Annotated in this window: 12 protein-coding genes and 2 pseudogenes; 11 read left to right on the top strand and 3 right to left on the bottom strand. The window is 39.6% G+C overall.

The annotated features are described in order from the left end of the window. The 7 genes and pseudogenes from AC1D7X_RS09305 to AC1D7X_RS09275 all read left to right on the top strand — a co-directional run. On the top strand, positions 1 to 1407 hold the full coding sequence (locus AC1D7X_RS09305; RefSeq protein ID WP_495475076.1) for a sensor histidine kinase: 1407 nt from the start codon (positions 1 to 3) through the stop codon (positions 1405 to 1407). Between the two features lie 70 nt (positions 1408 to 1477). Then, positions 1478 to 2266 (top strand): DUF3919 family protein, encoded by a 789-nt coding sequence (locus tag AC1D7X_RS09300; RefSeq protein ID WP_495456514.1) that lies wholly within the window; start codon positions 1478 to 1480, stop codon positions 2264 to 2266. A 22-nt stretch (positions 2267 to 2288) separates the two neighbouring features. Continuing rightward, positions 2289 to 3326, top strand: a complete 1038-nt coding sequence (locus tag AC1D7X_RS09295; protein WP_495456513.1) for an ABC transporter substrate-binding protein — start codon at positions 2289 to 2291, stop codon at positions 3324 to 3326. Between the two features lie 86 nt (positions 3327 to 3412). Next, positions 3413 to 5068: an ABC transporter permease gene (locus AC1D7X_RS09290; protein ID WP_495456512.1), complete on the top strand. Its 1656-nt coding sequence runs from the start codon at positions 3413 to 3415 to the stop codon at positions 5066 to 5068. A gap of 23 nt (positions 5069 to 5091) precedes the next feature. Next, positions 5092 to 6174: an ABC transporter ATP-binding protein gene (locus AC1D7X_RS09285; protein ID WP_495456511.1), complete on the top strand. Its 1083-nt coding sequence runs from the start codon at positions 5092 to 5094 to the stop codon at positions 6172 to 6174. A gap of 114 nt (positions 6175 to 6288) precedes the next feature. Next, on the top strand, positions 6289 to 7305 hold the full coding sequence (locus AC1D7X_RS09280) for an extracellular solute-binding protein (RefSeq protein ID WP_495456510.1): 1017 nt from the start codon (positions 6289 to 6291) through the stop codon (positions 7303 to 7305). Between the two features lie 253 nt (positions 7306 to 7558). Then, positions 7559 to 7772: pseudogene (locus tag AC1D7X_RS09275) on the top strand (NAD(P)H-dependent oxidoreductase); the annotation flags it as partial. Positions 7773 to 8231: 459 nt separating this feature from the next. Here AC1D7X_RS09275 and AC1D7X_RS09270 read toward each other — a convergent pair. After that, positions 8232 to 8645, bottom strand: coding sequence for a metallophosphoesterase (locus AC1D7X_RS09270; protein ID WP_495475075.1), 414 nt, complete (start codon positions 8643 to 8645; stop codon positions 8232 to 8234). Between the two features lie 667 nt (positions 8646 to 9312). Here AC1D7X_RS09270 and AC1D7X_RS09265 point away from each other — a divergent pair. From AC1D7X_RS09265 to AC1D7X_RS09255, 3 genes are read left to right on the top strand one after another with little or no spacing between them, the layout of a single operon-like run. Continuing rightward, positions 9313 to 10251, top strand: coding sequence for an ABC transporter ATP-binding protein (locus AC1D7X_RS09265; RefSeq protein ID WP_495456508.1), 939 nt, complete (start codon positions 9313 to 9315; stop codon positions 10249 to 10251). A 13-nt stretch (positions 10252 to 10264) separates the two neighbouring features. Next, positions 10265 to 10981, top strand: a complete 717-nt coding sequence (locus tag AC1D7X_RS09260) for a DUF2705 family protein (RefSeq protein WP_495475074.1) — start codon at positions 10265 to 10267, stop codon at positions 10979 to 10981. 48 nt (positions 10982 to 11029) lie between these two features. Continuing rightward, positions 11030 to 11455, top strand: a complete 426-nt coding sequence (locus tag AC1D7X_RS09255; RefSeq protein ID WP_495456506.1) for a hypothetical protein — start codon at positions 11030 to 11032, stop codon at positions 11453 to 11455. 124 nt (positions 11456 to 11579) lie between these two features. Here AC1D7X_RS09255 and AC1D7X_RS09250 read toward each other — a convergent pair. Further along, positions 11580 to 12251 (bottom strand): annotated as a pseudogene (locus AC1D7X_RS09250) (bacitracin ABC transporter permease); the annotation flags it as partial. A 25-nt stretch (positions 12252 to 12276) separates the two neighbouring features. On the opposite strand from AC1D7X_RS09250, the gene AC1D7X_RS09245 reads away from it, so the two are divergent. Continuing rightward, entirely contained in the window at positions 12277 to 12600 is a 324-nt protein-coding gene (locus AC1D7X_RS09245) for an integrase core domain-containing protein (protein ID WP_495475073.1), read from the top strand. 145 nt (positions 12601 to 12745) lie between these two features. Here AC1D7X_RS09245 and AC1D7X_RS09240 read toward each other — a convergent pair whose 3' ends face one another. Then, entirely contained in the window at positions 12746 to 15139 is a 2394-nt protein-coding gene (locus AC1D7X_RS09240) for a nitric-oxide reductase large subunit (RefSeq protein ID WP_495456504.1), read from the bottom strand. Positions 15140 to 15297 lie beyond the last annotated feature (158 nt).

Below are 15297 nucleotides of genomic sequence, written 5' to 3'. Positions count from 1 at the left end.
ATGGGGTTACGTAATAAAATGTTTATACAGCATGCCGTTACGATTATCATGCTGCTTACAGCGATGTATTTCATCGTTAACTATACGCTTAATAAGAGCATGATCGAACGTGACACCCAGACGTTAAACCAGTATTCTGCTCTGCATCGGATTGAAGCCTTGAAGATCGTAAGCGATAAGAAAATCAACATAGAACAGTTATTCTCGGGTGCATACGCTCCCCTTATCGCCTCACATCTAGCTTCGAATAGCAACTTTCAAGTACAACTATTCGCTCTAGATGAGACCATCGTCGGTAGCAGTAGTGATAAGGAGAATTTGCTCAAACGCGATGACATTAAGATAGCATTATCGGGAAATACAACGACGGTCATTACCGCAGGCGAAGGCACACAATATCTCATCTATTCTGTACCTTTCTGGTATGAAGGAAAGATGGTAGGTGGATTTCGTTATTTATTGGATCTCCACGAGAATAGTGAGACACTTCACCAGATGCGGAGCTGGTTTATAGGAGCGGCGTTAGGTTGCTTAATTTTCTCGTTACTGGGTAGCTATTCCTTTTCATCTTTTCTAATGAAACCCTTGCATGCGCTACAACAGGCACTTAAGTCCGTATCTGTCGGTGACTTCAGCAGAAAGATACAGGTGAGCAGTCAGGACGAAATAGGCGAATTGGCTAAGGATTTCAATCACATGTCGGATGCCCTGCAACATCACATCGAAATGCTACATTATGAACAAGGGAAACAGAAGGCCTTTTATGATAATATCACCCACGAGTTAAAGACACCGCTCACTTCCATTATTGGTTTCTCTGATTTGATTGCAAGAATGAACCGGACGGAAGAAATACAAGAGTGTAATATCTACATCCGTAAAGAGAGCACACGGTTATTAACGATGGTTGATGAACTCCTATATACATCGCTCAAAGGGGATGAAGCCTGGCGCATCATACTTGAACAGGCTGATTTGGGGGTTCTTATTACGGACAGTCTCCGGATCCTCCAGCCGACACTTAAGAAATCAACGATATCTACCACGGTGGAGATCTCACCTTGTAACATATATTTAGATCCAAAACGAACCCAACAGGTACTATTTAACGTGATTGATAATGCTATTAAGCATAGCGAATGTACACAGCTACATATTGAACTGACAGAGCATGAACACCATGGTCTGGTTCGAATTGTGGATAATGGGAAGGGAATATCGCAACAGGATCAACAGATATTGTTTCTACCCTCGGCTGAGAAGCAGGACCGCGTCATTACGAAGGAGACACACGGCTTAGGATTACCGATCTGCAAGCAGTTTATGGAACTGCAGGGAGGAAGTATTGTCATCCACAGCGCAGAGGGGCAAGGGACAGAAGTCCAGCTACAATTTCCGATAAATTGAAAAATGTAAGCGTTGTTACAAAAGTGATACAAATCTAAAATTTTTTTGATACATGTGGAGGTTAAAGTAAATGCCAGAGGACATGAAAGGGCTTTCATGGTTTCGCCTCATCTTGCTACAAGTCATAATAGGTGGTCTATTAATCGCTATTTGTTCTTACGCTTTTCGTACACCTGTCGACGTTGTGCATATCGTACCTCCTCAGCAGGATAGCCTCGATCGTGTTGCAGGTGTTCCTATGCGCGTGGATATTACATATCCAGGGCTAGGGACTATCTCCATTGATGATCCGAAGGAACTGTTGAATTTGAAATCTTCTTTCTCTAGGTTATTATCCTTGGGTACTCAGCGTGAACAGAAGCAGGTACCAAGGCTTCTATTAACAGGGACTATAGCTTATTTGGATCAAGAAGATATTCCATTTCAAGTGGAGACGAATGCGTTTCAATTCGGCGATGGATTGGTCAATTCGCTTAATGTGAGTGCTAACATCCGTAAGTTGCAAAGTACACTCATTGATAAAATCCTAACGACAAGAACGATTGGATCTGCAGTGGAGAACAAGAATAATGACGTGTTCTCACTTCAACAGGGTGTACTTACGGCTCTCTCACAACATGAGAGACAGGAATTAACATTACAGATTAAGGAAGCAGCGCGTATCATCGATTTCAGCCATTTTAATGACTTGCAACAACCACCAGACGCACACTTTGTCATTCAACTCACGAGTGACTATCGAGCGAAAAAGCACTGGATTCATTTGGATCGATATGACAGTGCTTATATCGTGGTGTATGACCTTCTGGATGAGACGAATCAAAGGGCCTATTTCAAGTTAAACGATACCTCATATTGAAATTGAAGGGATGGTTTAATCTATGGCAAGAAATAAAAAGAGTAACAGTTCGGTCATTATATTGTCGGTCATAGTGATTGTATTAGTAGCGGGGTTCTTTATGTTTAAATCTGGCATATTCGGTGGAAAAGAAAAACAGAAGATCACCGTATATTCCATCTTCCAAGAAGAAGAAGCACGTAAATTACTCGATAAATTCAAAGCTGAAACCGGTATTGATTATGACATTCTACGCTTACCAAGTGGTGAAGCCGTATCCCGTGTACAGAACGAGATGGGTAATCCACAAGCTGACTTTCTGATGGGTGGACCAGCAGATTCCCACCAAGTGTTGAAAGAAGCGGGATCACTAGAAGCATATACTTCTCCGAACGCATCTGATATTCCTGACAATATGAAGGACAAAGAGGGGTTCTGGACAGGATTCTATCTTAACCCGATTGCGATAGGTATTAATGAGGAACGTTGGAAGGATAAGTACGGCAGTGACCCATATCCTGAGTCCTTTAAGGACCTACTAGATCCTAAATTTAAAGGCGAAATCGGTATGTCTGATCCAGCAACATCAGGCACAGCTTATACAGCAGTAGCTTCACTAGCCCAAGTATGGGGTGAGGAAGAAATGTTGAATTATATTGAGCAATTGCTACCGAACCTGAAGGAAAGACCGAAATCCGGTATTGAGCCAATTCAGAAAGCTGCTAAAGGCGAATACACCATTGGTGTGACATTCTTAGGTGACCAATTGAAAATTAAACACCAAGGTAATCCAATTGTAAGTGTCGTACCAGAAGCTGCAGGCTATGAAGTTGGGGCATTATCCATTGTTAAGAATGGCCCTAACACAGAAGCTGCAAAGAAATTAATGGATTATATGCTTACGAATGAACCAGGTGAGTTGTATACACAATCAGCTTATGCCGTGTCCGTTAAAGCATCTGTACCGATTCCAGAGGGTGGAATCGATATTAAGACAACAAAATATAATGATGCTTATGATTTGTTGAAAGCAGCTTCCCAACGTAAAGAATTACAAAGTGCACTGAAGAATTTGAAATAAAAGAGAGCCAATGGGGTGTTATACATGGCTGTAATGGTCAGTGTAACGCCCCTTAATGGATAGCAGAAAGGTGGGAGTCGCCCCCTATGAAAGAAAAAAAAGGCGTTGGGGAGTCGGTCAAGAGGCTCTTCAAAGATCCATCGTCACTCGTACTCGTACTGACCAGTTTTGCATTCCTCATTCTATTTGTCGTTTATCCGCTCGTATACGTTGTGTGTACATCGGGCTTTGACAATTGGGCAACATTCTTTAGTAAGCCACGTTATGGTAAAGCGTTATTAAATACCGTGGTCAGCTCATCGCTCTCTGCACTTACAGCAACCATATTCGGATTTATATATGCGTATGCTATTAATTACAGTAACATCCGGGGAAAGAAATTCTTCCGCTTTATTGCCTTTATTCCGTTATTAGCCCCTTCGGTCATGAGTGGATTAGCATTCCTGTTACTTTTCGGGCGTGGCGGTATGATCTCTCAGTGGTTAAATACTAATTTCAATTTTGAACTTGATCTGTATGGACTTCCGGGTCTATGGATTGTTCAGACCATTTCTTATTTCCCGCTGGCCTATATGACTATAACGGGTGTGTTGCGAGCCATATCTCCAAATCTGGAGATTGCAGCACAGAATCTTGGAGCGAGAGGTTTTAAATTATTTCGTACCATCACACTCAAGCTTGCATTTCCAGGTGTCATTAATGCGTTCTTGCTGGTAGCGATTAACTGTTTCGCTGACTTTGGGAACCCGAAGCTAATTGGTGGTAACTATTCACTCCTTGCTGTTGAAATTTACGGGGAAATAATCAATAACGAGGCAGGACTTGCTTCTGTTATGGGGATTATCCTAGTAATTCCTGCACTGATTGTATTCTGGGTTCAAAATAAGGTGTTATCCAAAGGCTCCTACTCTACGATTACAGGTAAGCCAGTATCTGGATTGAAACGGATCACAACATCTAAGAAAACCGATGCGTTACTCTTTACATTTAACAGCTTGATTTCATTGTTCATTATTTCGATGTTTGCGATTACGATTCTATTTGCCTTTACGAAAAACTTCGGCCGAGATAACACGTTCACACTGGATCACATTATGAAGGTTGTATTTAGTTCATCCAGTCCAGCCGTACTGAACAGTTTAGTATTATCGTTAATTAGTGCTATTCTGGCAGTGGCATTTGCCCTAGTTCTTGCTTATATTGTTGTCCGTAAACCTTTTCCAGGTAAAAGATTACTCGATTTCAGCGCGGTTCTACCGATTGCACTTCCAGGAACATTTGTGGGTCTTGCTCTGATCGTGGCTTTTAGTAATGGGCCGATTGTCTTACAAGGATCTGCGGCGCTAATTGTCATTGCGATGTTACTCAAACAGATGCCTGTTGGGTATCGTGGATTAACAGCATCCTTTAAACAAGTGGATAAATCGATCGAAGAGGCAGCCAACAATCTGGGTGCGAATAGTCGTAAGACGCTGACAACGATTGTATTTCCAATGCTGCAAAAAACCGTCGTAGCGAACTTTGTCTATGCGTTTATGAAAAATATGAATACATTGAGCACAATTATTTTCTTAATCACCCCAAAATGGGTTGTTGCAGCTGTGGCGATCTTTAACTACGCCGAAACAGGAACCTACTATTGGGCAGCCGCTGTAGCCGTTGGGTTGATGGGAACAACACTAGCTACGCTTGGCGTGATTAAGTTGATCTTCCGGTCTAAAGTAAAAATATTTGATTTCTAATGACAGAGAAGGGAGTGGGCACGATGGAATCCAACATACTACTAGATCTAAAAAATGTGAATAAAGTGTTTGGCAATAACCACGTCCTGAAAAATATAAACTTACAGATTGAACGAGGGAAGTTCATCACCTTCCTAGGCCCGAGCGGATGCGGCAAGACGACATTACTGCGATCTATCGCAGGTTTTTACACGGTCGACGAGGGTGAGGTATGGATTGATGGGAAGCTAGTCAATGATTTACCTCCTTACAAACGGGGTACTCCGATGGTATTTCAGGAATACGCACTGTTCCCACATATGACAGTATTTGATAATATTGCCTATGGGTTAGATATTAAGAAGCGGCCTGAAGACGAAGTGCAACAACGCGTTAAGGATGTTATGGCACAGGTGAAATTAACCGGGCTGGAAGAGCGTTATCCTCATGAAATGTCAGGCGGTCAACAACAGCGTGTAGCGATGGCCCGCGCCCTCGTTATGAACTCACCCATTATTCTTCTGGATGAGCCGCTCAGTAATCTCGATGCTAAATTACGTGAAGAGGTACGGGTTGAACTACGGGCCATTCAGCAGGAGCTTGGACTCACCGTCATCTATGTAACACATGATCAATTGGAAGCCTTGTCGATGTCGGATCAGATCGTTGTTTTTAATAAAGGAGCGATAGACCAGTACGGTACACCCCACGAGATATACTATGAACCCCGTACGCAATATGTAGCTGACTTTATTGGAACTACCAATTTTATAGAGGCAACAGTTATACAAAATAGAGAGGGTAAGGCCACGGTTCGCTACGGTCAAGCGGGAGATAGCGTTACGATTGCCACGGATGAGAAGCTGACGGAGGGTGAGGAAGTTCTTCTGAGTATTCGCCCAGAGTCATTACGTCTTAATCAGCCTGAAGTGGGAGAGTTTAACGTCTTCGGAGTCGTTAAATCGTCGATGTTCCTAGGAGAGAAAGAGCGTTACTTCTTAACTGGTCAGTCTGGTAAAGAATGGATTGTGGATGCGTATGATATTGGTCAGAAGACCTTTGAAGGTCAAGTCCAAATGAGCGCAGCGGCTGATAGAATCCATATTATTAAAAAGATTAAATCATAAATTGATATCGTAGCTCAAAAAAGGAGAACAATCGTTTTCCTTTTTTGGCGTATATGTGAGGAAGCTAAAGAGGGCGGATATAGGCAGGCTTACTAAACGGGAGGAGAGATGTAATTGAAAAGTAGAAGCATTATTATAACGATGGTTGTGGCAGCCGTGCTTGTCCTTATATTGTTCTATCCCGGTAAGCAAAGTAAGCAGCCACTCAAGGTATATGTGATTTTTCAGGAGGATGAGGCACGTATTCTGCTGGAAAAGTTCAAGAAGGAGACGGGTCAGTCTTATGAAGTCATTCGGATGTCCAGTGGAGAGGCAAGTTATCATCTGTTACAGATGAACAAGACGGGTATTGATGTCGTCCTTGGGGGACCGGCTGATCTTCATGAACAGCTTAAGAAGAATGGCAAATTAATTCGTTATACGTCACGTATGGTTGATAAGATACCCGAAATATACAAAGATAAGGACGGTTTCTGGACCGGGATGTATATGGGTGCCTTGGCTATTGGCGTGAATGAGCAAGTATGGAAGCAGGATCCACTGCTTGCGGATTTAGCGCTCCCAGAACGATATGAAGATTTACTAAGGCCAGAGCTTAAAGGGAAAATAGAAATTCCTGATCCTGAAACATCTGGAACGGGATATACATTACTGGCTTCGCTTGCACAGGAACGTGGTGAGAAGAAGGCAGTGGAACTTATGAATGCACTGAAGATGCAAAGTTCTTCGACGACATTCTCCGGAATTAGCTCTGCACAGCGACTTGCTGTAGGAGATGTTGCCGCAGTCGTTAGCTTCATGGGGGATCAGCTTCGCTTCACAAACTCAGGATATGCTATTTCTTCCTCTATTCCTCCGCAGGCAGGATGGGAGATTGGGGCGGTATCCATTTTGAAGAGTGGAAATAATAAGACCGCTGCGAAGCAATTCATAGATTTCGTACTATCGAGCGACGCACAGACAGATTACATGAATTCAGCTTTCTCTTTACCTGTACTTCCGGACATTAAGGTCCATCCGTTACTATCTTCTGTTAAGTTAGGAAAGTTGCTGACGACATATCGTTTCGACATTGCTGCGGAGCACCGGGAATCCCTACTCTTAAGATGGCGTGTGGTGGGTGAACATTAGAGTTCAATTGTACATGTAAACACTAGAATGATTGAATATAGAGGCTCGAATGGTAAGTAAGGAGAAATACTGAAAAACTTGACCCGAAATGGATTCACTTGATACGCTATTACGCCGGTCTTCGTCATCGGTTATCTTTTCACATAATTGTCCTTCAGTTAGTTTTCTGAGTTCGCGGCTCGTGTTCGCATGGACTTCTGCATTCATTCGCTGATTTCACTTAGCGTAACTGGCTGACTGACAGCAATGTATTCAAGAATTGCATTCCGATCCAGATTTAGCTCTATACAGGGATCAGCTGATGTGGGCAGTTTGATATATCCGATTTGGTGGGGACGTCCTCCAGCTATGTTATGGGCTATATCGACCAGATATTTGCATCGGGATGCGCGTATAAGGATACAGGTAAAGTTTTGCCGGAGGGACTGTTAAAAGGGAAGTCAGTGATTTGTATCTCCAGCATGAAAAAGATAAGAGTCAACTTTTTAAGATTTTACTGTCTTGACCGCAAGATCGACTTGATTATTGTTGATGGTCAAGGTTGCATCATAGTAACCCCGACCACAACTAGCGGAATTACATTTACATTTGTAAGCACCTGAGCATCCGCATACATAAAATTTGGTCTTCGTAAAACCAGGATAAATATTGTTTAGATTTTCATAAAACGTATGGGAATGATGCTAGAAAATACCGAGGATCTTGTTCCTCACATTGGAAGGGATCGCTCTAAAGAAATGATCCGTTTCTTGCTGACTTAGGACGTGGGAGGGGTCTACTGTAATTCCACTAACCCGCAGTGGCCAATGGCAATCGATAATGTAGTAATAATTAGGGCTCAACGTTTTGAGCAGACTTATACTATCATAGCTAAATTTCCCTGGTGCATTATCAAGATAGAATGAACTAAAGTTTGCGGTTCGCCTTTAGTTCAATCTATCAAACCAAACATATTTCACCTTACCCTTTGTACCTGGGAAGTTCATTTGTCCATAAACAGCCCCCAAATATTTGTTGAATAAGACTCTAGTGTTATCTTCCCAATTCCCTATAGATGCTTTATAGGGGATGTTTTTGGGTCCCAAATTTCTTGTGACGGTATCTTTGAATGCTTTATAATCGGCTTCCGCTACAGTCCCCACAAATCCGTGCTTATTATCCCCTCCGAGGATAACAAACTTCTTGTTACCCGATGCGACGGCTTTAGGTAGAAGGCCTCTAAATATGTTCAGACTATTCAAGTAACCAACATGACTATCACCCATAACTGCAAAGTTGACCCTCTGCGTAGCCGACTTGCGTATCGTTGTGGTTATCTTCTTCTTTAACTTCAATTTCAATAGAGGTCACCCTTTCCATCCTCATTAACTGATATACCTATATGTATATTCAGAATGGAGTGGAGTCTCTTGGGTGGAAAGAAATGAACGAACTCCAGACCTTATAGTCTGGAGTTCGTTTTTCTTACTATTATTCCTTAATAAATAATAATAGACTAATATAAAAAATGATTTAAAGTGATAGTAATCATATTTTAAACCCTACTAAATGAAATATTATAGGTATTAGGAAAAAATGTTTATTATGTTTATATTTAATAAAAAAGTAATAAAATATACTAGTGTTAAATGTTTCTTCTTATGTAAAATACTATACTATTTGCTCAATAGTATTCTGACAACTCGATTTCACTTCTATAATGGTTTAGTAAATTTTAAGAATTGATGAGGAGGATATATATGAATTTGATAAATGGAAAAAGTTTAATTTACATAATCGAGTCAGGCATTTCGAAATAGAAGGGTTAGATATGATTGGGAATTTAAGCAATGGCTCTATTATTGGATTAGATGATAAGGGACGAAACCTTGTTGAACGATTAAGAGACACCGAACTTATACGTACTTTTTTATGTGTGAGTTATGCTAAGAGCTGGTAGTTAGGAGTGGGTAGCATTGTGAGAGTATTTCAACGCTACCCTTTTAAATTTGTATTAGGAGAAATCACATGAAACTAGAAGTAAGAAATATTACGAAGTATTATGGAAACCACTTGGCACTAAGTGACTTTTCAATGACGATAAATTCAGGCGAGGTGATCGGTTTAATTGGGAAGAATGGCTCGGGTAAAACGACACTGTTAAACTGCATTGTTAATCATATTCATATCTCTTCCGGAGAGATTTTTATAAATGATGAGAACCTTCTCCAAAATAAGCATTTAATTTCCGATTTTGGTGTTTTGATTGAAAGTAGTTTTTTAGACTATTTAAATGCGTATGATAATTTGAAATTACTTATGATGGCTGACGGTGTTACAAATATCAGTTCAATTCATAAGGAGTTACTTGAAGTATTAGAATTAGTGGGACTGCACGAGAGAAAAAAAGAATATGTAAAGACTTATTCTTTTGGGATGAAACAAAGACTCGGTTTAGCTCAAGCTCTTTTGAATAACAAAGAATTACTTATCTTAGATGAACCTTTAGTGGGTCTAGATGTGATGGGAAGGGAATTTGTAAAGAAAATTATTGTAGACAAAGCTAAAAAAGAAGGAAAGGCTATTATTTTTTCTGATCATAACTTAACTGAGGTTAAGGATGTATGCGATCGAATTATATATATCGAAGATGGAGTTAAAATGTATGACGGAGTTTTTGATGATGCTAGAAAATATGTTATCACTGTAGATAGAATAAGTGAGAATTTCAAATCCATCATATTCGCTGCATGTAACAACGATTTGGTCATCCATAATAATGTCATTACTATGCAGAAACTAAATGATTTGAATAAGATTCTAAAAGTACTCGTCTATCAGGAAATTGCTATTACGGATTTTGAAATTATGGAAGGGTCACTTATTAGGTTGTTTAAAGGAGATATTAACAATGTTGAGCAACAAGGCAATATGGAACATCGAATTCAGGAAACTCTTACATCGTAAGGATATGTGGATTATGCTCACAATGTTTGGAATCCCAGCACTTTATAGTATTGGAGTATTTCTTAATTCCTCTGCTATCGTCTTCAACGGAGAAGGTAAAGAATATGCTATGGGTTTCTTTTTAAACATGTTTTTTTTCGTTGACTCCATTTTCATCTACTTTTTCATACTATCTTTAATTGCTTCTAGATCACTGGGTGGGGAAATTGAGAATAAAAGCATCTTATTATATACGCAAAGAATCAATAATCGGCGGAAGATATATCAAGCAAAGGTCTGGTCTTTAATCGCTATGGTTAGTTTGATATGCATTATATTTTTCTTAGTAACAATGGTAATGTTTTATATTTTTGCAGTTCAACGTGAAGATATTATTTCAAGCCAATTTATCAAGAAGGAAGAAATTGTTGGTATGATTTTATTTTTCATATCTATTGTATTGGTATATATATTTACGATTAATTTGAGTGTTATGCTTAGTACCTTTTTCAAGACAAATACTTCTGTGATTATTTTTAGTATCTTGTTTATTGTATTTATTTTTATCTCCAAATTCCCTGGAATCAAGTATATTTCGCTCCAGTATTACACGGAACAACTTAGTACTATAGATTTATCTGATACATCTAAAATATTTACAATTTTCTCTATTAATGTAGGAGTTTCTTTAATATACTTCATTCTTTGTAATTTTGTTGGAATTAAAAGATTTGAAAGGAGAGATCTGTAGTATTGAAACCTAGTTACAACGTAATGAATTTATGAGGGGGTTATTATTTTGAAGAGTAAAGGGATATTTCTTACTTCCTGTATAGTACATATAGTAGCGTTAATTCTAATAATTCTTCTAGAAGATCGTGTTGACGTTTTTTGGGTTTTTGGGTTTATTCTTATTCCTTCACTTGTTAGTTTAGTTATTTGTTTGTGGGGACAGCAAATAGACAAGAAGAAGGATCCTACTCATGTTAAAAATAGGGGTCTGATATATAGCATTCCAAATATAGTTTACCTGTCGATTTCCTCTTATTTGATCAGTGAAAACATAGATGGAATTTTTGCTTCGAGTCAAAGATATCAATCTGACCAATTGAATGTTTCAGTAAGTAATTCCCCTTGGTTTGGCTTAGTTATACTATTAGTAATGACTATCGTCTCACACTATGTGATTGCAAATGTTGGGTTAAGGAAGAATAAGGTGGCTTAAAATGGTACAGAATGAATCCTTTCTGCATTAATCAGTCTATTATGCAGTAGCCAGTCAGAGTCATAAATAAGTAAGCACAAGCTCCAGTACCTCTGAGTACTGGAGCTTGTGCTCACTTAATCTATCATAGCGCCTCTTTAATGACCTTCTTGTAATAAAATACGGAGAGGATTCCGAAAATTGAATACAATGCTGTATAAAGTAACATGACCATAATCATCGGTGTCCACAGCTCTGTTCCAAATAAGAACCAGCCTGATTGGACTGCAAAATAGCTATGGAGTAAACCTACGATTAAGGGGATTCCGAAATTAAAGAGTTGTTTTCTTTGAATTCCTGTTAACAAATCTCCTTGTGTGAATCCGAGCTTTCTTAGAATGGTATAACTGGCCTTTTCATCTTCACTCTCATCCATTTGTTTGAAATAAAGAATACATCCGGATGTAATCAGAAAAGTTAGACCTAGGAATCCCACGATAAACACGATGAGTCCCATAGTTTGTTTCTGGTTGTTACTCATTCCTAGTTGTGAATCGTATGCAAGTGTATCGCCAAATCCGAGTTCCTTAAAGATGTCATTAGCTTCTTTAAGATGATCGTGATCATTGATAGCAATGCCGATATATACGGAAGACTTTTTCTGGATAGCTGGGTCTATGCCTTTTTTCAAGCGATCAAATACCGTTTCGTCTACGATAGCAACAGGCAGACCACCACTTGTGAAGAATCCTGAAACGGGCGAGTTCATATCTATTCCTTTATATTGTTGCGGAATAACGTCATGGAGACCCTTCAATCACCACCTCTCTTCATCATTGGCAATGCCAATTGTAGAACGAACACTGGAGAAACTACTCGAGCGACTGGACGGTAATATTCATCCAGAGGCGCTTTTGCACTCGGATCAAGGAATGCACTATACTCATCCTAAATTCCGACTTCTCGTACACAAAGCTGGGTTTATCCAGTCCATGTCACGGAAAGGAAACTGCTGGGATAATGCCTCCATGGAGAGTTTTTTTGGCCATATGAAGGATGATTTGGAGTACAAGTCATGTATGAACCTCATTGAGTTGCGAACAAGGGTTGGCGATTATATCGCCTACTATAACTCCGAACGATATCAATGGGCATTAAAAAAATGACTCCCGATGAATTTAGGAGTCACCTATTAACTGCCTCTTAAAGGTCATCTTTTTCAAACTTTCCACAAATACGGTCACAGTTCACTATATAGGACTAAGGCTTCTTTAATATTATTGAATAACCTAATATATCAAGCTTAATTGACTATTCATGTGAAGGAAGATTCACTTCATTCTCATCATCTAATGTTAAATCCTCAACAGGTAAGGGCTCATTCTCGCCATGTGTTGGCTTCCGTAGATTGAAGAATACTTTAACGATGAAGAATACGAATGCGACAACACCAATTAAGAAGATGGTATCTGGAATGGATCGGAATAATAAGAAATTGTGAACTGTCTCATTATTGAAATATGTTAGTGGATCACGTGATGACCAATAACCATCATCATATGCCATTTTGAATTGGATGAATCCTATAGGTAACAAAGTAATGAATACCATTCCGGCTAATCCTATATTTAACATCCAACATATAAATTTCAGGAGCTTATCACTCCAAGCTTTTGGATTAACGACATTTCTTAAGGCGTATAGAAGTAAAGCAATCGCGAACATTCCATATACACCCATCATGGCAGCATGCGCGTGTGCAGGTGTTAACTGCTGACCATGTTCGAAATAGTTGACCGCAGGCAGGTTGATTAAGAATCCTAATACACCGGCACCCACTAGATTCCAAAGTGCAGTAGAAATAAGGAACCAGAAGGTTGATTTGTATGGGAAGTCAACACCACCATCGCGTAACATTTTATATTGTTGATACGCATCAAGAATCAATAAAGTTAACGGTATAATTTCTAGGGCTGAGAAGACAGCACCGAGAGCAATCCATACTTCTGCAGAACCATTATAGTAATAATGATGTCCAATTCCGAGTACACCCGCACCTAATATAAGGATAATTTGGAAGTACAGCGCTTTAATCGTTGAAGACTTCGTTACAAGTTTCATTTGTACTAATAAGAAACCAATCAAGACAACCGCGAATACTTCGAAAATACCTTCAACCCATAGATGGACAATCCACCAACGCCAGTAATCCGCCATTGTGTAGCTAGAACCGGGATTAATAAAGAAAGCGGCGAAGTAGAATAACGGAACACCAATTGCAGCATAGAATACAAGGTGAATAAGTCCACCCCGATCGGGTTCACGTTTCAACGAACTCTTAATTCCTCTGAAGATAATGAATAACCAAAGTAGCATACCAGCGGCAAGTAAATACTGCCAGAAGCGTCCTAATTCTAGGTATTCCCATCCTTGGTGACCAAGTAGGAACCAGAGGTTTCCTAAATAACCGTTGATACCCAACCATTCACCGATCAGACTTCCGAACACAACGACTACTAATGCCCAGAATAGAATGTCAACTAGACGTCCTTGGTGTTTAGGCTCACGTCCACCAGCGATTGGAGTGATATAGATACCGACACCTAACCAAGCGGTCGCAATCCAGAAGATGGCCAATTGAAGATGGGCACCCTTAGCGAAGCTAAATGGTAATAAATCAACAATCCATTCCATTCCGAAGAAGCTAGTTGGTTCGGTATAATAATGAGCTAAAAATGCTCCGAACATTACTTGAATAAAGAATAGTAGCGCTACGACTACGAAAAACTTCACTGATTTTACCTGCGATGTCGTGACAGGTATAGCATTCAAATTAATCCTCGGGAAATTATCAGCTGTATAAGACTCTTTCATCTCCAAATGATACTTACGAAATAAAAAGAATACTATTGCCATAACCAAAGATAACAATGTAATACTAACACCACTCCAAAGAACAGAGGAGTAAGTCATCACGTTACCAGCATCTTCATAGTAAGGCCAGTTATTCGTGTATGAGAATGTTTCACCCGGACGTTCGGTACTTGATAACCAAGCTGTCCAGAAGAAGAAATCAGATATTTGAGTAATTTGATCGCCTTCAGCTACCCATTTACGATCAGTTTCAGGCATATGATCTTCTTGAATAAGGTTGGCGGGTAGTGCCCAGCCATCACCCTCCGTAAATACGATTCGATAAAAGGCTCTAACTTGTTCGACACCATACACTTGAGCATCGGTTAAGACGAGGGTGTCTTTATCATCATTATAGCGATTCTCTCGCAACTCAGTGGTTACCTTATCACGAATGACTGCTTGTTTGTCTACAGTTAGTTCAGCAAATGAGTTCATTCCTTCTTGCATAGCATAGAATTCTTGCATTCCCTCAGTGTAGACTTTCAAGGCTTCAGCAGTATAGTCTGGGCCCATATACGAGCCGTTCCCTAGTACTGTTCCGTAATCCATTAAGGCATATTTTTGGAAAACGGCTTGCCCCCCTTGAATGGTATCCTTTGTCATAATAACTTTACCAGCAGTATCGGTTACAACAGGTCGCGGTGCTTCTGTTTTAAATATCCAATACCCTCCAACTAATAGAACGGTGAAGACGACTATTATGGTAGCAATACAAATCGATTTAATAAGACTGTAGGCTGTCTTTACTGGCTTATCCACTTGGTTACTACCAGACTTCTTAAATTTCACTTCAAACACTCCCTTCAAATTTTTATATCTCAAACCGGATCATCTCTTTATTTCATCTCCATTATATGGTAATGATTATCAATGAAAATTGATTTAGATCAATTTTTCTGTAATTTAGAGATAAACAAGAAATTTTTCACAAAGTACTCTTAAAAAAT

This window comes from Paenibacillus sp. Y568 (assembly GCF_059445545.1).
The sequence above is the reverse complement of the archived record's forward strand: the minus strand, read 5'-3'. Positions and strand labels throughout refer to the sequence as shown.

Bases quoted from the DNA above. Each gene is read 5' to 3' on its own strand.
- AC1D7X_RS09245 (WP_495475073.1), top strand. From the start codon at position 12,277: ATGCCAATTGTAGAACGAACACTGGAGAAACTACTCGAGCGACTGGAC.
- AC1D7X_RS09295 (WP_495456513.1), top strand. From the start codon at position 2,289: ATGGCAAGAAATAAAAAGAGTAACAGTTCGGTCATTATATTGTCGGTC.
- AC1D7X_RS09290 (WP_495456512.1), top strand. From the start codon at position 3,413: ATGAAAGAAAAAAAAGGCGTTGGGGAGTCGGTCAAGAGGCTCTTCAAA.
- AC1D7X_RS09260 (WP_495475074.1), top strand. From the start codon at position 10,265: ATGCTCACAATGTTTGGAATCCCAGCACTTTATAGTATTGGAGTATTT.
- AC1D7X_RS09300 (WP_495456514.1), top strand. From the start codon at position 1,478: ATGCCAGAGGACATGAAAGGGCTTTCATGGTTTCGCCTCATCTTGCTA.
- AC1D7X_RS09265 (WP_495456508.1), top strand. From the start codon at position 9,313: ATGAAACTAGAAGTAAGAAATATTACGAAGTATTATGGAAACCACTTG.
- AC1D7X_RS09305 (WP_495475076.1), top strand. From the start codon at position 1: ATGGGGTTACGTAATAAAATGTTTATACAGCATGCCGTTACGATTATC.
- AC1D7X_RS09285 (WP_495456511.1), top strand. From the start codon at position 5,092: ATGGAATCCAACATACTACTAGATCTAAAAAATGTGAATAAAGTGTTT.